We start from the raw sequence: 14,943 nt of genomic DNA, 5'->3' as shown, positions 1-14,943 counted from the left end.
TGCTCGGCCGAAGGCCGCCCTCGTGTAAGGCGGTTGCCAGTCCGAGTGATCAAGTACGAGGAGCCGTTCGACCTCCGAGGTTAAAGATCAAGCTAGGGCGTGTATCGAAAGTGCGTGCGGCTGCGGACGTGCCGTAGTACTCCTGGGGAGACGCAAAGACAGGTTCGTTCTCGTTTGGAGTCATCGATGGCCGTTCGCCGTGTCGTGCCCAACATCCGGTCGGAGGCCGCGCAGGAGAGCCGGGAGTTCTATGGCCTGTTGGGCTTCGAGGAGGTCATGAACCACGGCTGGATCATGACGCTCGCCTCCCCGTCCAGCCCGGCAGCGCAGATCAGCGTCATGACCAGCGACAAAACCGCGCCTGTCGCCCCCGACATGAGCGTCGAGGTGGACGACGTGGATGCGGCTTATGCGGTCATGCGGGAGAGCGGTGCGGAGATCATTCACCCCTTGCAGGACGAGGAGTGGGGTGTGCGGCGGTTCTTCGTTCGCGACCCCAGCGGACGCGTGGTCAACGTGCTGGGCCACCGCTGACGGCCCGTCCCGCGCCCCTGGTGGAAGTGCTGGTCACAGCCACTCGTTGATGGCCGCGACCAGGACGGTTGCTTCGTAGCGGACGACGAGTTTCTCGTAACGCGTGGCCACTGCCCGGTTCCTCTTGAGGCGGTTGATGCCACATTCCACCGCGTGGCGTTCCCGGTAGTCGACCTTGTCGAACTTCGGCGGACGGCCGCCGCGAGCGCCGAGCCTCTTGCGGTTGCGGACGTGATCGGCCTTGTCCGGGATGGTGCAGCGGATCCCGCGTCTGCGCAGGTAGGCACGATTCTTGCGGGAGGCGTACGCCTTGTCGGCCCGCACGCGGTCGGGACGGGTGCGCGGCCTGCCTGGCCCAAGACGAGGGACACGGACCTTGTTCAGGACCGGCTCGAACTGCGGGGAATCGCCCCGCTGCCCGGCCGGGATCACGATGGACATGGGCTTCTGGCCCTGTTCGACGGCCAGGTGCACCTTGGTGGTCAGGCCGCCGCGCGAGCGCCCGAGCCCGTGGTCGTCCGGCTCGACGCTGACGCCGCCGGGCGGCTCCTTCTGCAGCTCCCCCTTTTCCTCGCACCGGCGGCGTGCTGGTGGGCCCGGCACACGGTGGAGTCGATGTTGATGCCCCAGATGATCAGCTCTTTCGCGTCAGCCTGGGCCTGGAGTTCAGTGAAGATCCGATGCCAGGTGCCGTTCCGCTGCCAGCGGCGGAACAGGTCGTACGCCCGGCCCCAGGGACCGTTGGCCACCCCGCTCACGCCGCCGGTCGAGCCCTGGCAGGTCCAGTACACGGGCCGGTTCCGTCGTCACGGCAGACCCGCCCCCGGTGTGTGGACGGCCGAGACCGTTGGTTGCCCAGGATGCGGGGGTACGGCCGGCCCGTGGACGGTCACCTGCGACTGGCGTTTGATCGCGCTGGGCTGCCCGCGCGAAGTCGTGACCCACGAGCACGGCCTCGCCTTCTCCGAGGTCTGGCTTCTCCTGCTGGATGCCTGACGAGCCCCGTAGCCGTCCTGTCCCAGTCGACTACGGCTCAAGTGGCCGACTTGAACGCTCACCGGCCAACCGGAGCGCTCAGTCGCACCTCGGATCGACAGTCCCGGAGTGATTCAACCACCTCGAAGATCATTTCGTGAGGGGTTCTTAGACGGTGACCTGGGACTGTGCCGGGCTGAGTACATACACGGCGGTCTGTTCGGCGTGCGGGATGAGCAGGCCCTGCAGCTCCCGCGCCGCGGTCTCGAGGAGGTGGCCGTCACGGGTGGCGTGGAGGGTTTCGATGACGAAGGCGACGTGTGTGGAGTCCTCGGTGACGCGGGTGCGGTGGGCGTCGCGGTGGTTCCAGTGGCGGGTCAGGACGCCGGTGGTGTCCGCGTAGATGATCTCGCCGGTCTTGGGGTTCTCGATGGTGTCGGGTTCGCCGAGCGGTGTGAAGGACTCGGTGCCGTCCGCGTGGCGGATGACGACATCGCCGGTGACGTGGGCCAGGTCGAAGGCGCCGACGGGCAGGCCGTGCTGCACGGAAACGCCGTTGTAGGCGTCGACGGCCGGGTTGATGCGCGGCAGGGTCCCCTTTTTGGCGAGGCGGCGGCCGAGCGCGTCGACGCTGGGGCGGATGCGGCGGGGGTTGGTGCCGAAGGAGCGGTAGGCGGTATGCCACGCCTCGATGCGGGGGTCGGTCTCGTCGGCAGGCTGCCAGGTGCCGTCGGCGAGCTGTTGCTCCAGGTCCTCCAGGGCGGCGGTGGTGTCGGGCCAGGGTTCACGGCCGCGCAGGCCGGTGGCGGTGACCAGGGCGATGAGGGTGCCGGGGAAGTCGTCCGCGACAGCGGGGGAGAGGCGGAAGGCGGTCATGGGTGGGGTTTCCGTTTCTGTGCCGGGGTGGGGCGTGAGGTCAGGGCTTCCAGGGGCCGATGCGGTCCAGTCGGCGGCGCTGCTGGAGTGCGGTGGGGGCGTCGAGCCCCTGGCCGCGTGCGGTGAGGTGGTCGGCGACGGCGGTGCGGTGTTCGACGGGTTTGTGGTCGTCGTATTTGAACTTCGCGACTACGTCGGTGATTTCCAGGCGCAGTCCGCGGATGCCGGGCAGCATCCGGCCGTAGGGCGGCTGGTCGACGGTGACGGGGGCGTGGTCGCCGTCGGGCTGGAAGTGGGCGAGCTGGCGGCGCAGCAGCTCGGCCTTGGCCTCGGGGTCGTCGACGATGCTGGCGCGGCAGGTGAACTGGACGGCCGTGTAGTAGCTGGTGGGTACGCCGTCGGTGGGCGAGGTGTCGGCCTTGGCACGCCAGGGGCCGGGGATGAAGGCGTAGTCGCCGAAGACGGTGAGGAGGACGTTCGGGTCGTGCTCGATCGCCTTCCAGACCGGGTTGGGTCGGGCGAAGTGGACCAGGAGGTGGTTTCCGTCGCTGGTGAAGTGGGTGGGGACGGCGACGGGCGGGTGGCCGGGCAGGCCGTTGACGCTCAGCTGTCCGAAGTCGTGGCCTTCGGCGATCCAGGTCTGCCATTCGGCTTCGTCCAGGCCGGCGTCCCAGGGTTGGATGAACATGCTGCTCTCCTTGCGTGGACGGAGGAGGGGTTGGGGGTGATTCAGGTGAGGGCGAGGAGGCCGACGGCAGCGGCGGCGGTGCCGAGTCCGACGAGTTGGCCGCGGTGGATGCGTTCGGCGAGCACGGTGCGGGCGAGCAGGACCGTGCCGGCCGGGTAGAGGGCGGTGATCACGGCGACGACGGTGAGGTCCCCGCTGCGGGCGGCCAGCAGGAACAGTAGGTTCGCCAGCGAGTCCAGCACACCCGCGGCCGCTGACATCGCGTACGCGGGCCGCGCCGAGCCGAGCTTGCGGTGCATCAGCCCGGCCGCGGCCAGGGTGACCGCCGAGGAGACCGCCCGGCCCATGATCAGTGGAGCGACTCCGCTGTCGGACGGCGCCTGGTGCAGAAAGATCAGCTGGAGAGCGATGGCGGCGCCTGCGCCGAAGGCCAGCAGCAGCGCGGTGCGTGAGGGGCGTGCCGAGCCCGCGCCGTGTCCGGCGCTGACCAGTACCACTGCCACCAGGGCGAGCGGCAGACCCACCAGTCCGGCAGCGGCCAGGTGCTCGCCCTGCAGCAGACCCACACCGACGGGCAGCGCGGCGGACACCAGGGCGGTCACGGGCGACAGCACGTTCATCGGGCCGATCGCCAGGGTGCGGTAGAGCAGGGCGAACGCGGCGGCCGAGGTGACCCCCGATGCGGCACCCCAGCTGAGAGCGCCAGTACTGAAAGAGGCGCCGAGGAATGGCCACAGCAGCAGCTCGACCGCGAGGCTGGCCGGGGCTGCGATCATCACGGTACGCAGCACATGAGCCTTGCGGGCTCCGAGGCCACCGAGGAAATCGGCGCATCCATAGGCGAGTGAGCTGCCCAGGGCCAGCAGCAGAGCGATCACGCTACATCCCTTACTATTCAATGGAACGACTGAACCGTACAACAGATCGACCGGTGAGTGTCAACCGAATGACCGCACGGTGCAATCAAGTGGTCCACTTGTGAGGATGGTGATCAGATGGCCGAGACGGCCGCAGCCCTGCGGACGCTCGCGCACAACGTCAGAGCGGCCCGCACCCGCGCCGGTCTGTCCCTGGACGAGCTCGGCCGGCGTGCCCAGGTCAGCAAGGGCGCGTTGGTGGGATTGGAGAAAGCCCAGGGCAACCCCAACTTCGCCACCCTGGTCCGACTGGCCGACACGCTCGGCATTTCGGTGTCCGCGCTGATGGAAGGACCGGCCGAAGGCAGCGTCCGTGTCGTGACCGCCGACGCCGTGGCCCCTCTGTGGACCGGAGCGCAGGGCAGTGAAGCCCGGCTCATGCTGACGACCTCGGGCCCGGCGCCGGTCGAGGTCTGGCGCTGGCAACTGGAGCCCGGCGAGGAGTACCCCAGCCACCCCCACCAGGCCGGAGTCGTGGAAACCGTCAGTGTCACCTCCGGCCGGATGATCCTGGTCGTCGACGGCACCGAGCACCCCGTCGAAGCGGGGCAGACCGCTACCTTCGGCGGTGATGCCCCCCATGTCTACCGTGGATCCGGCGCCGAAACCTGCCACCTGATCATGACGGTTCACCTGCCGCCCGGCCCTGCCCCCGCAACCTGACCCGCGCAGTGCGGGTCGGCCTGGTGATCCATACGGCCCCGGCCTTGCGGATCACCTGAACCGGCGGTGGCGCCACACCTGTTGCGCTTGGGTGGGCGCGGGTCTCGTCGGATCCTGCCGGGTCTGGGGCGGGAGTGGTGTGGAGAACTGCTCGCCCCCGGGCCGAAGAGCTCATGCCCGTCCGGGCCCGTGGTGCAGCGACGTCCGCTGCGGCGAACGCCCAGCAGCACACTGGTTCGTCACCCCGGGCGATGGGTGGCTCGACGGCACGGAACGGATGGTCCAGTACGGCCGTGGCGGAGCACGGAGGGGTGCCTCCGCTCGAACGCCGCCAGGACGTCGAGCAGCCGGTCGGAGGCCGAGCGCGGCGCCGGCGCCCCGGGGCTCTGGCGGGACGCCGGGCTCAGTCCTCGCCGCCGGGCTCCGCGATGCGCAGCAGCAGCGCGTGCAGCGTGCTGCGCTCCTCGGTGGAGAGCGGTGCGAGCAGGGCGTCGGTGACCTGGGCGCCGTCCTGTTCGCTGTCGCGCAGCAGTTCCCGTCCGGCGGCGGTGAGCACGACGATGCGGTTGCGGCGGTCGCTCGGGTCGGGCTTGCGTTCGGCGAGCTCCAGCCGCTGCAGGTCGTCGAGGAGGGAGACGATCGCGCTCGGGTCATAGCCCAGGCGGTCGGCGAGCTCACGCTGTCGCGCGCCCTCGACGGTGGCAAGGTAGCGCAGCACGGCGTAGTGGCGCAGGCGCAGCCCGTGCTGCTCCAGGCCGGCGTTGAAGAGGCTGCCGGACCGCAGGCCGAGCCGGTACAGCAGGTAGCCGGTGTCCGTGTGCAGGCCGCGCATCCAGGGCTCGTCGCTCATAGCGGAGATCATGCCGCAGAATCACGGTCGGAAACAACCATTGACGAACACAATGATTGCTCCTACCTTCCATTGCCATGAGTGCTGAACACCTTCGTGAATCGATCGACCTCACCGGCAAGGTCGCCGTCGTCACCGGCAGCGGACGCGGGCTCGGGCTCGCCTACGCCACCGCCCTGGCCCGCGCCGGTGCCGCCGTGGTCGTCAACGACCTGGATGCCGAGGTTGCGGAACAGGCCGCGAAGTCCATCACCGAAGCCGGCGGCCACGCCGTCGCCGAGGCCGTCGCCGTCGGCTCCGGCGAGGCGGCGCAGGCGCTGGTCGACCGGGCCGTCGCCGAGTTCGGCCGCCTGGACGTCATGGTCACCAACGCCGGCATCCTGCGCGACAAGGTGCTGTGGAAGATGACCGACGAGGACTTCGACGCGGTGATCGCCACCCACCTGCGCGCCACCTTCACCTGCGCCCGCGCCGCCGCGATCCGCATGCGCGAGCAGGGCGAGGGCGGCAGCCTGATCATGGTCGGCTCCCCGGCCGGGCAGCGCGGCAACTTCGGGCAGACCAACTACGCGGCCGCCAAGGCCGGCATCGCCGCCATGGTCCGCACCTGGTCCATGGAGCTCGCCCGCAACGGCATCACCGTCAACGCGATCGTGCCGGTCGCTGCTACCGCCATGACCGAGACCATCCCCGCCTTCGCCCCCTACATCGAGGCCATGAGGCAGGGCAGCCCGCTGCCGGACTTCCTGCGCAAGGGCGAGGGCTTCGGCACCGCCGAGGACTGTGCCGCGCTGATCCCCTTCCTCGCCTCGGACGCCGCCCGCGCCGTCACCGGGCAGTGCATCGGCATCGGCGGTGACAAGCTGGCCCTGTGGTCCCACCCGCAGGAGACGGCCGTCGCCTACGCCGACGGCGGCTGGAGCCCCGAGGCCATCGCCGCGAGCTGGGCCACCTCCGTGGGCCGCGAGCCGCAGACCGTCGGCATCCCGGCGCCGGCCGTCCCCGAGGGGAGCGCCACGTGAACGTGAGCGAGCTGACCGCCATCGACGTGCACACGCACGCCGAGGTCTCCTCGAGCGGGAAGGCCTCCCTCGCGGACGACCTGCACGCGGCGTCCAGCAGCTACTTCAAGGTCGAAAGTGCCCGCAAGCCCACCCTGCCGGAGATGGCCGCCCACTACCGCGAGCGCCGCATGGCCGCCGTCGTCTTCACCGTCGACGCCGAGCACGCCACCGGCACGCCCCCGGTCCCCAACGAGGAGGTGGCCGAGGCGGCCGCCGCCAACCCGGACGTGCTGATCCCCTTCGCCTCCATCGACCCCTTCCGCGGCAAGGCCGGCGTGCGCGAGGCGCGGCGACTGGTCGAGGAGTACGGGGTCAAGGGCTTCAAGTTCCACCCCAGCATCCAGGGCTTCTTCCCCAACGACCGCCTCGCCTACCCGCTCTACGAGGTCATCGAGGAGACCGGGACCGTCGCCCTGTTCCACACCGGCCAGACCGGCATCGGCGCCGGCGTCCCGGGAGGAGGCGGCATCCGGCTCAAGTACTCCAACCCGATGCACGTCGACGACGTCGCCGCCGACTTCCCCCACCTGAAGATCATCCTCGCCCACCCCTCCTTCCCCTGGCAGGACGAGGCCCTCGCCGTCGCCACCCACAAGCCGGGCGTGCACATCGACCTGTCGGGCTGGTCGCCGAAGTACTTCCCGCCGCAGCTGGTGCAGTACGCCAACTCGCTGCTCCAGGACAAGGTGCTCTTCGGCTCCGACTACCCGGTGCTGACCCCGGACCGCTGGCTCGCAGACTTCGACAAGCTGCCGATCAAGGACGCGGTCAAACCCAAGATCCTCAAGGACAACGCCGCCCGGCTGCTCGGGCTCAGCTGAGAGGGCACCCGCCATGCGCAACGAGGGATTCGGCTCCTGGCCCGCCCGCCGCGCCCGGAAGACCCCCCACCGCACCGCGCTCGTCCACGGTGACCGCAGCGTCAGCTACGCCGAGCTGCACGACCGCACCACCCGGCTCGCCCACGCGCTGCGCGCCGCCGGCGTCCGCCGCGGCGACCGCGTCGCCTACCTGGGACCCAACCATCCCGCCTTCCTGGAGACCTGCTTCGCGGCCGGAATACTCGGCGCCCTCTTCGTCCCCCTCAACACCCGCCTCGCCGCGCCCGAGATCGCCTTCCAACTCGACGACTGCGGCGCCAAGGTACTGATCCACGCCCCGAGCTGCGCCGACCTCGTCGCCGGCTCCGGTGCCCCGATCACGGTCGAGGTCGGCCCCGCCTACGAGGCGCGGCTGGCCGCCGTCGATGCCACCCCGATCGACGAGCCGGTCTCCCTCGGCGACACCTGCATCATCATGTACACCTCGGGCACCACCGGCCGCCCCAAGGGCGCCATGCTCACCCATGGCAACGTGACCTGGAACGCCGTCAACGTCCTGGTCGACCACGACCTGGTCGCCGATGAACGCGCCCTCGTCTCCGCGCCGTTGTTCCACACGGCCGGGCTCAACATGCTCACCCTCCCGGTCCTGCTCAAGGGCGGCACCTGCGTGCTGGTCGAGTCCTTCGACGCCACCGCGACGCTGGAGCTGATCGAGCGGCATCGGATCACCTTCGTGTTCGGCGTTCCCACGATGTACGACCTGATGGCCCGCCGGCCCCAATGGGAAACGGCCGACCTCAGCAGCCTGCGCCTGCTCACCTGCGGCGGCGCCCCGGTGCCCACCTCCCTCATCGACCTCTACCAGCGCCGCGGACTCACTTTCCTCCAGGGCTACGGCATGACCGAGGCCGCCCCCGGCACGCTCTTCCTCGACGCCGAACACTCCGTCAGCAAGGCGGGTTCCGCGGGCGTGCCGCACTTCTTCAGCGATGTGCGCGTGCTCGCCGCCGACGGGTCCGAGGTCGCGCCGGGGGAGCTGGGCGAGGTCATGGTGCGCGGCCCCCACGTCAGCCCCGGCTACTGGGGCCTGCCCGAGGCATCGGCCGCCGCCTTCACCGACGGCTGGTTCCGCAGCGGCGACGCCGCCCGCGTCGATGCGGACGGCTACGTCACCATCGCCGACCGGATCAAGGACATGTACATCTCCGGCGGCGAGAACGTCTACCCCGCCGAGGTTGAGGACGCCCTGCTGGCCCTTCCCGGGGTCGCCGAATGCGCCGTGATCGGCGTGCCCGACGAGAAGTGGGGCGAGGTCGGCCGCGCCGTCGTCGTCCCCGTACCCGGCAGTGAGCTCGACCCCGAGCTCCTGCAGGCCCGGCTGGCGGGCGTGCTCGCCAAGTACAAACTCCCGAAGTCGGTGCTGCTGGTGGACAGGCTGCCGCGTACCGCATCCGGAAAGCTCCGCAAGAACGACATCCGTGCCCAGCACGGCAATTGACTGACCGAAAGGCTGCCCCGTCACCATGGCACTCACCGTCAACGGACTCGACCAGCTCAAGTCTCTCGCCGACACCGACCTCGGCACCAGCTCGTGGTTGGAGGTCACCCAGGACCGTGTCGACCTCTTCGCGGAGGCCACCGACGACCACCAGTGGATCCACACCGACCCCGACCGCGCCGCTTCCGGCCCCTTCGGCGCCCCGATCGCCCATGGCTACCTGACGCTGTCCCTGTTCATCCCCTTCTTCACCGAGCTGCTCGAGGTCGAGGGCGTCGCTACCAAGGTCAACTACGGCCTCAACAAGGTGCGCTTTCCCGCCCCGGTGAAGGTCGGCTCACGCATCCGCCTGGCCGCCCGGCTCGCCGAGGTCGAGGAGGTGCCCGGTGGCCTGCAGATCACGGTCAACGGCACGGTCGAGATCGATGGCGAGGCAAAGCCGGCCGCAGTGCTGCAGAGCGTCTCACGCTTCTACGCCTGAGCGGCCACGGGGTTACGCAGGGCCGGGCGTCATCGTCGAAGGATGAGTGCGAACAGCGAGGTGGGGCGTCCCGAGGTGCACTGCGAGTCCGGCTGCGACTGTCAGCAGGTCCAGCCGGGACGGGTGGTCGGGGGAGCGAAGCGCTGCGCCGACAGGAGCAGGCCAGGACGGATCGTCGTGGCGCGACAGCCGATCGACACCTCCTTCACGTGACTGTCCTCACTGGCGCGTAGCGACTTCGCGTCGCACACCGAGCGCTGTAGTCGACAGATTTCGTCAACTACAGCGCTCGTCGCGAGGCAAGGACGCGTTGCGATTGTGGGCCGTCAGCCCAGCCCTTCTGATGAGGGGCCGAGGAGACTGGCGACGGAGTCAGCGATTTCGTCGCAGGCACCGAGGCCTTGCGCGAGGCCCGAGTGATGCAACGTTCGCCGGGTCAACGGCTCTCGTTCACCACCATGGCCGAGCCGCCACCTCGCCGCTTGGGTTCGGCGACCGCCGTGACCTTCCCGTCGCGCTGGAACTCCAGTGCGGCCACCGCTCCGATCTCCGGGGAGGGGGTGAAGGTCTGTGGGGCCAGGACGAAGTGTTGGCCGAGGCCTTCGAGCGCGGTGCGCTCGGGTGAGTCGAGGAAGGCGGGTTCGGCGTCGGTCGTGGTCCGGTTCCGCTGCGAGATCCGCGGAGCGGCGACCGCATCGGGCAGCGACATGCCCAGGTCGAAACGGTTGACGAGAGTCTGGAGCACCGTGGTAATGATGGTCGCGCCACCCGGCGAACCGACCGCGATCACCGGCTTTCCGTCCCGCAGCACGATCGTCGGCGACATGCTGCTGCGCGGGCGCTTGCCCGGCGCGGGCAGGTTCGGGTCGGGTACCCCGGGGGTGAGCGGGGTGAAGTCGAAGTCGGTGAGCTCATTGTTGAGCAGGAAGCCACGTCCGGGCACGGTGATGGCCGAGCCTCCGGTCTGCTCGATCGTCAGGGTGTACGAGACCACGTTGCCCCAACGGTCGGCGGTCACCAGATGGGTCGTCGAGGGCCCCTCGTAAGGTTCCTGAGTGCCCTTCCCCCGGGCACAGCCGGTTGTCGCGCCGAGCGGGTCCGCCGGGGCCAGCGGGCTGGTCAGCGTCGCGTCGGGCCGAATCAGGCAGGCCCGGTCCTTCGCGAACTCCTTGGACAGCAGCGCCTTCGTGGGCACGTCCGAGAAGGCGGGGTCGCCCACCCAGCGGTTGCGGTCGGCGAACGCGATCCGGCTGGCTTCCACGTAGTGGTGCAGTGCCTGGACCCGGTCGGCGGAGGACAGAGGGAAGTTCTCCAGGATGTTGAGCGCTTCGCCGACGGTGGTACCGCCGGAGGAGGACGGGGCCATGGAGTAGACGTCCAGCCCGTGGTACGTGGTGCGGGTCGGGTCCCGGCGCACCACCGCGTAGTTCGCGAGGTCGCGCCGCTCCATGAGTCCGGGCCAGAACGTACGGTCGGATCCCGCGGTCACCGGCGGGTTCTGCGCGGTGCCCACCACATCGCGCCCGATGTCGCCGTGATAGAGCGCATCTATGCCCTCGCGGGACAGTTCCCGGTACGTACGGGCCAGGTCGGGGTTGCGGAAACGGCTGCCGACCACGGGGAGTTCACCGTTCGGCAGGAAGAGTTCGGAGGTCGAGGTGATGTCCCGGAAGCGGGCTTCGTTCATTGCCGTCTGGGCGCGGAATTCGTCGTTGACCACGAAGCCGGCGTCGGCGATCCGGGTGGCAGGGCGCAGTGCGCGCCCGAGCGAGACGGTGCCCCAGTCGTCCAGGGCCTCCTGCCAGGTCGCCGGGGTGCCCGGAACTCCCACGGACAGGCCGGAGTTGACCGCTTCCTGGAACGGGATGGCTTTGCCCGTGGACGGGTCGATGAAGGAGTCGGAGCGCATCCGGGCCGGGGCCGTCTCTCGGCCGTCGATGGTGTGCACCTTCTTCTTGGCGGCGTCGTAGTACACGAAATAGCCGCCGCCTCCTATGCCTGCCGAGTACGGCTCGACCACTCCGAGCGCGGCCGCGGTCGCCACCGCCGCATCGACCGCGTTGCCGCCGCGCCGCAGCACCTCGATGCCGGCCTGCGAGGCGTATGGGTTCACGCTGGAGACTGCGCCCCCGCTGCCGGTGGCGACGGCCTGTTTGGGCGGCGGCTGGAGACGTGAGCCGGAGGGTGCTGCGGCAGCGCCTGCCGGGGACGATCCGGCGGCTGCGGTGGGGAGGAGCAGAGGGAGAGCGAGGGCTGCCGCTGATACGGCAGACACCAGGGCACGGCGGGCGATCATCGAGCCTCCGAGGGCCTCGGACGAGGGTGATTGCTGGCACTTTGGCAACAGTCGGCCTCATCAGCAATGGATCTTGGAGATCTTTGCGGAACATCTGAGGTTCCTCGGCGGTAACCAGTGCGGTTCAACGACCGGGCGCCTGCCGGAATCCCCCGTCCACCCAGGTCATCCCAGTGACAGCTATGTCGGTGGGGCGGCATGATGACCGCTTGCGCTCCTCCGGCTGGCCTGTCCGACCGGCACGAACGCTTTTGCCGCGTCCGGCGGTCGGGTGCAGCTGACGCGGCAGGCAACTGCAAGCTCTCGGCACCACGGGCATGACCTGCGACGGGACGAGGTACTCGGCCGAGCCGCTTGTGCTCGTGTACGACGAGTCGACGCACGGCCGTACCCAGGCGCACGTGGCCGACCGGCTCGGCGCCGGTGTTCACCGGCCGTGGCAGCTCGGTCCACACCGCGCCGGGCTTGCGCACCGCGGGCGTCGGGGCGTTGAGCGCCTTGGCGAGCTGCGTCACGAGGCGGAAGCGGGTGGTGTGCCAGTGGATCGCGACCTTGCCCTTGCGGGCGCGGCAGGGCGACCCCGGCGGGAAGGCGCATGTCGACATCGGGCGTGCGCTTCCACGCGCTTGAAGTCGTCACTCATGATCCGGAAGCGTTTCATGAGAGTGTTTCAGACGTTCAGTGATTTGCAACGACCCATGAAACTTGAAAAGCCCTGCATGATCGGCGAGGGGGCTGTGCTTCATGAGTGTTCGCCCGTGAAGCACAGCCCGCCCGACAACAGCCGCGCTACCGGGGCCTCTGCACGGAGAACTCGTTGCCGTCGGGGTCGAGCATCAGCACCCGGCCGCCGTCGCCCTCGCCGGTGTCGGTTCGCGTCGCGCCGAGCGAGATCAGGCGGTCGACCTCCGCCTCCCAGTCAGCGTCGGCGGGGAGCGCCAGCTCGAAATACAGCCTGTTCGTGCCCGTCTTCGGCGCCACCGGAGGACCACCCCACGTGATCTTCGTGCCGCCGTCCGGCGATTGGATCGCGGTCTCCTGATCCTGGTCCCAGACCAGCGGCCACCGCAGCGCCTTGCTCCAGAAATAACCGACTTCCTGCGTACCGTCGCAGGCCAGCGCTCCGATGAAGCCGGTGTCGGCGAGGAATTTGTTCCCCGCCTCGATGACGCAGAATTCGTTGCCGTCCGGATCGGCGAGCACCACATGCCCCTCTTCCGGGAGTTGGCCCACGTCGATGTGCTGCCCACCCAGTTCCAGCGCCCTGGCCACCGTCTGCTGCTGATCCTCCGGGGAAGCGCTCGTCAGGTCGAAGTGCGCCCGGTTCTGGCCGATCTTCGGCTCCAGGCTCGGCAGGAAAAGGATGCGGAACCCGGCGGTATCAGGGGGCAGGATCGCGACGTCGTCGTCCGGACCGTCGACCAACTCCCAGCCCAGGAACTCGGACCAGAACCGCGCTAGGTCCGACGGCCGGGTCGCATTGAAGCCGATCGCGAAAAGTTGACTTGTCATACCCCGTGCATCTCCGATCCACTGACGGTCGATACGGGGCCTGGCCCGCCCCGCGAGCGCAGCCTAGTGGTGGCCGTGCGGCACCCGCAGCCGAGTTTCCGTCGCGGGGGAGCGCGGTCAGCGCCGGGCCTGCCGGGGCTGTTCGGCAACTGACCCGTCGAGGCCGGGCAGGAATCCGACGGTATGAAGGAACCAGGACGCGGGGGAAGGCTTCTGGCGCTGAGGATGAGAACGGTCCTGCTCGGATCGCCGGGTGCCCCGAAGGCGTACAGGTCGAACGGCTTCGGCGAACTCCGACGCCGCACCGAGAACCGCAGCCAGGTCGTCGACCTCTACCTCTACCTGTCGGCCACGATCGTCACGCTCCGTATGGTCACCCCGGTGCGCCACCCATCTCTACCGCTGGGACGGCGCCCGACCACCCAAGGGCTCAAGTGACGCCTGTTGCAAGGAAGTCCAACGAACAGCACAGATCGATCAACGGCGGATTTCGGTCAAGTTGGCGGCAGGTGCATGACGGGTCCCCGTCAATGCTGGCACGCTTCTGTTCAGTCGCCGCAGAGCATTCCTGCAAACGCACGCGCACCGCACGACGCGGCGATCACGTCGGACACCGTCCGACCCACTCGCACCTCCAGCTCTACCGGGCGGCAATACCCCCGCCTGCCCGGCTGACGCTCGCCGTACACACCCGGCCGCCGCAGAAGGAGTTCCGTGTGACTAGATCCCCCCGAAAGGCCGTCTCCGTAAGCGCGTTGATAGCCGGCGCCGCGATGATCGCCGCCGTGCTGCCGTCCGGTGTCGCCACCGCCGACACCATGAATCAGGCCCCGGCCAAGGCCAAGGCCCGCGCCGGCGCACTGCCGGTGCAGTTGTCGCCGTCGCAGCGTGGCGAGTTGCTGGCCGCGGCGAACGCGTCCCGGGCGGCGACCGCAAAGTCGCTGCACCTGAGGTCGCAGGAGGCGCTGATCGCCAAGTCCGTCCTGAAGGACGCGGACGGCAGCCTGCACACCCGCTACGAGCGGACCTTCGCCGGACTGCCGGTCCTGGGCGGCGACCTGGTCGTCCACACCGCCGCGAACGGCTCCGCCAAGGGCGTCACCAAGGCCACCAACGCGACCATCACCGTCGCCTCCACCACCGCCGCCAAGAGCGCCGACTCCGCGAAGACCTTCGCGCTGGGCCGTGCCAAGGCCAAGGGCGTCACGAAGGCGAAGGGCGACACCGCCCGCAAGGTTGTCTGGGCCGCGTCCGGCACCCCGACCCTGGCCTGGGAGACGGTGGTCGGCGGCACCCAGGCCGACGGCACCCCCTCCGAGCTGCACGTCATCACCGACGCCAAGACCGGCAAGAAGGTGTTCGAGTTCCAGGGCATCGAGACCGGCGTCGGCAACAGCGAGTACTCCGGCCAGGTCACCATCGGCACCACACCGGCCGACGGCAGCTACTCGATGACCGACGGCACCCGCGGCGGCCACAAGACCTACGACCTCAACGGCGGCGGCTCCGGCACCGGCACGCTGTTCACCGATGCGGACGACACCTGGGGCGACGGCACCACCAACGACCGGCAGACCGCCGCCGTGGATGCCGCCTACGGCGCCCAACTCACCTGGGACTACTACAAGGACGTCCACGGCCGCAACGGCATCAAGAATGACGGCGTCGGTGCCTACTCCCGCGTCCACTACGGCAACGCCTACGTCAACGCGTTCTGGTCCGACTCCTGCTTCTGCATGACCTACGGCGACGGTGCGGGCAACGC

At 69.4% G+C, this 14,943-nt stretch carries 16 protein-coding genes and 1 pseudogene; 10 read left to right on the top strand and 7 right to left on the bottom strand.

Annotated elements, in window-relative coordinates:
- Positions 1 to 186 precede the first annotated feature (186 nt).
- Positions 187 to 534: a VOC family protein gene (locus ACFU6I_RS44625; protein WP_384379104.1), complete on the top strand. Its 348-nt coding sequence runs from the start codon at positions 187 to 189 to the stop codon at positions 532 to 534.
- Positions 535 to 567: 33 nt separating this feature from the next.
- Here ACFU6I_RS44625 and ACFU6I_RS44620 read toward each other — a convergent pair whose 3' ends face one another.
- A complete protein-coding gene (locus tag ACFU6I_RS44620) occupies positions 568 to 1,137 on the bottom strand; it encodes an IS5 family transposase (RefSeq protein ID WP_384379101.1) in 570 nt (189 codons plus the stop codon).
- A 138-nt stretch (positions 1,138 to 1,275) separates the two neighbouring features.
- Here ACFU6I_RS44620 and ACFU6I_RS44615 point away from each other — a divergent pair, with 138 nt between their 5' ends.
- Positions 1,276 to 1,530 (top strand): hypothetical protein, encoded by a 255-nt coding sequence (locus tag ACFU6I_RS44615; protein ID WP_384379098.1) that lies wholly within the window; start codon positions 1,276 to 1,278, stop codon positions 1,528 to 1,530.
- 147 nt (positions 1,531 to 1,677) lie between these two features.
- Here the strand turns inward: ACFU6I_RS44615 and ACFU6I_RS44610 are convergent, their stop codons facing one another.
- The 3 genes from ACFU6I_RS44610 to ACFU6I_RS44600 are packed head-to-tail and all read right to left on the bottom strand — an operon-like array spanning position 1,678 to position 3,951.
- On the bottom strand, positions 1,678 to 2,385 hold the full coding sequence (locus ACFU6I_RS44610; RefSeq protein ID WP_384379095.1) for a B3/4 domain-containing protein: 708 nt from the start codon (positions 2,383 to 2,385) through the stop codon (positions 1,678 to 1,680).
- Between the two features lie 40 nt (positions 2,386 to 2,425).
- The gene (locus ACFU6I_RS44605; protein ID WP_384379092.1) at positions 2,426 to 3,073 is read right to left on the bottom strand and encodes an FMN-binding negative transcriptional regulator; all 648 of its coding nucleotides are present in this window, start codon (positions 3,071 to 3,073) and stop codon (positions 2,426 to 2,428) included.
- Positions 3,074 to 3,114: 41 nt separating this feature from the next.
- Positions 3,115 to 3,951 carry an EamA family transporter gene (locus tag ACFU6I_RS44600; RefSeq protein ID WP_384379089.1) on the bottom strand — a complete coding sequence of 279 codons (837 nt, stop codon included), beginning with the start codon at positions 3,949 to 3,951 and terminating at the stop codon, positions 3,115 to 3,117.
- Between the two features lie 117 nt (positions 3,952 to 4,068).
- Between ACFU6I_RS44600 and ACFU6I_RS44595 the strand changes: the two genes are divergently transcribed.
- A complete protein-coding gene (locus ACFU6I_RS44595; RefSeq protein WP_384379086.1) occupies positions 4,069 to 4,653 on the top strand; it encodes a helix-turn-helix domain-containing protein in 585 nt (194 codons plus the stop codon).
- 403 nt (positions 4,654 to 5,056) lie between these two features.
- Here the strand turns inward: ACFU6I_RS44595 and ACFU6I_RS44590 are convergent, their stop codons facing one another.
- Positions 5,057 to 5,503, bottom strand: a complete 447-nt coding sequence (locus ACFU6I_RS44590) for a MarR family winged helix-turn-helix transcriptional regulator (RefSeq protein ID WP_384379083.1) — start codon at positions 5,501 to 5,503, stop codon at positions 5,057 to 5,059.
- Between the two features lie 77 nt (positions 5,504 to 5,580).
- Here ACFU6I_RS44590 and ACFU6I_RS44585 point away from each other — a divergent pair, with 77 nt between their 5' ends.
- From ACFU6I_RS44585 to ACFU6I_RS44565, 5 genes are read left to right on the top strand one after another with little or no spacing between them, the layout of a single operon-like run.
- Positions 5,581 to 6,525, top strand: coding sequence for an SDR family NAD(P)-dependent oxidoreductase (locus ACFU6I_RS44585; protein ID WP_384379080.1), 945 nt, complete (start codon positions 5,581 to 5,583; stop codon positions 6,523 to 6,525).
- Positions 6,522 to 7,388 carry an amidohydrolase family protein gene (locus ACFU6I_RS44580; RefSeq protein ID WP_384379077.1) on the top strand — a complete coding sequence of 289 codons (867 nt, stop codon included), beginning with the start codon at positions 6,522 to 6,524 and terminating at the stop codon, positions 7,386 to 7,388. Before ACFU6I_RS44585 ends, ACFU6I_RS44580 begins: the two co-directional genes overlap by 4 nt.
- A 13-nt stretch (positions 7,389 to 7,401) precedes the next feature.
- On the top strand, positions 7,402 to 8,889 hold the full coding sequence (locus ACFU6I_RS44575; RefSeq protein ID WP_384379074.1) for a long-chain fatty acid--CoA ligase: 1,488 nt from the start codon (positions 7,402 to 7,404) through the stop codon (positions 8,887 to 8,889).
- Positions 8,890 to 8,914: 25 nt separating this feature from the next.
- Positions 8,915 to 9,370 carry a MaoC family dehydratase gene (locus tag ACFU6I_RS44570; protein ID WP_384379071.1) on the top strand — a complete coding sequence of 152 codons (456 nt, stop codon included), beginning with the start codon at positions 8,915 to 8,917 and terminating at the stop codon, positions 9,368 to 9,370.
- Positions 9,371 to 9,412: 42 nt separating this feature from the next.
- Positions 9,413 to 9,583 (top strand): hypothetical protein, encoded by a 171-nt coding sequence (locus ACFU6I_RS44565; protein WP_384379068.1) that lies wholly within the window; start codon positions 9,413 to 9,415, stop codon positions 9,581 to 9,583.
- 223 nt (positions 9,584 to 9,806) lie between these two features.
- On the opposite strand, the gene ggt is transcribed toward ACFU6I_RS44565, so the two are convergent.
- On the bottom strand, positions 9,807 to 11,666 hold the full coding sequence (gene ggt / locus ACFU6I_RS44560; RefSeq protein WP_384379065.1) for a gamma-glutamyltransferase: 1,860 nt from the start codon (positions 11,664 to 11,666) through the stop codon (positions 9,807 to 9,809).
- A 789-nt stretch (positions 11,667 to 12,455) separates the two neighbouring features.
- Complete coding sequence (locus ACFU6I_RS44555) at positions 12,456 to 13,178, bottom strand: VOC family protein (protein WP_384379062.1); 723 nt, start codon at positions 13,176 to 13,178, stop codon at positions 12,456 to 12,458.
- Between the two features lie 276 nt (positions 13,179 to 13,454).
- Here ACFU6I_RS44555 and ACFU6I_RS44550 point away from each other — a divergent pair.
- Positions 13,455 to 13,616, top strand: a pseudogene (locus tag ACFU6I_RS44550) (IS5/IS1182 family transposase); the annotation flags it as partial.
- Positions 13,617 to 13,951: 335 nt separating this feature from the next.
- Positions 13,952 to 14,943, top strand: a 992-nt coding sequence (locus ACFU6I_RS44545; RefSeq protein ID WP_384379107.1) for a M4 family metallopeptidase, incomplete at its 3' end; no start/stop codon positions are given.

It is taken from the genome of Streptomyces sp. NPDC057486 (assembly GCF_042802415.1).
GTDB classification, from domain to species: domain Bacteria; phylum Actinomycetota; class Actinomycetes; order Streptomycetales; family Streptomycetaceae; genus Streptomyces; species Streptomyces yanii.
Note: the sequence above shows the minus strand (reverse complement) of the source record. Positions and strands in the feature narration are given on the sequence as shown.

Excerpts from the sequence above, each read along its gene's own strand:
- ACFU6I_RS44625 (WP_384379104.1), top strand. The coding sequence starts at position 187 with ATGGCCGTTCGCCGTGTCGTGCCCAACATCCGGTCGGAGGCCGCGCAG.
- ACFU6I_RS44610 (WP_384379095.1), bottom strand. The coding sequence starts at position 2,385 with ATGACCGCCTTCCGCCTCTCCCCCGCTGTCGCGGACGACTTCCCCGGC.
- ACFU6I_RS44605 (WP_384379092.1), bottom strand. The coding sequence starts at position 3,073 with ATGTTCATCCAACCCTGGGACGCCGGCCTGGACGAAGCCGAATGGCAG.
- ACFU6I_RS44595 (WP_384379086.1), top strand. The coding sequence starts at position 4,069 with ATGGCCGAGACGGCCGCAGCCCTGCGGACGCTCGCGCACAACGTCAGA.
- ACFU6I_RS44590 (WP_384379083.1), bottom strand. The coding sequence starts at position 5,503 with ATGAGCGACGAGCCCTGGATGCGCGGCCTGCACACGGACACCGGCTAC.
- ACFU6I_RS44585 (WP_384379080.1), top strand. The coding sequence starts at position 5,581 with ATGAGTGCTGAACACCTTCGTGAATCGATCGACCTCACCGGCAAGGTC.
- ACFU6I_RS44575 (WP_384379074.1), top strand. The coding sequence starts at position 7,402 with ATGCGCAACGAGGGATTCGGCTCCTGGCCCGCCCGCCGCGCCCGGAAG.
- ACFU6I_RS44570 (WP_384379071.1), top strand. The coding sequence starts at position 8,915 with ATGGCACTCACCGTCAACGGACTCGACCAGCTCAAGTCTCTCGCCGAC.
- ACFU6I_RS44565 (WP_384379068.1), top strand. The coding sequence starts at position 9,413 with ATGAGTGCGAACAGCGAGGTGGGGCGTCCCGAGGTGCACTGCGAGTCC.
- ggt (WP_384379065.1), bottom strand. The coding sequence starts at position 11,666 with ATGATCGCCCGCCGTGCCCTGGTGTCTGCCGTATCAGCGGCAGCCCTC.
- ACFU6I_RS44555 (WP_384379062.1), bottom strand. The coding sequence starts at position 13,178 with ATGACAAGTCAACTTTTCGCGATCGGCTTCAATGCGACCCGGCCGTCG.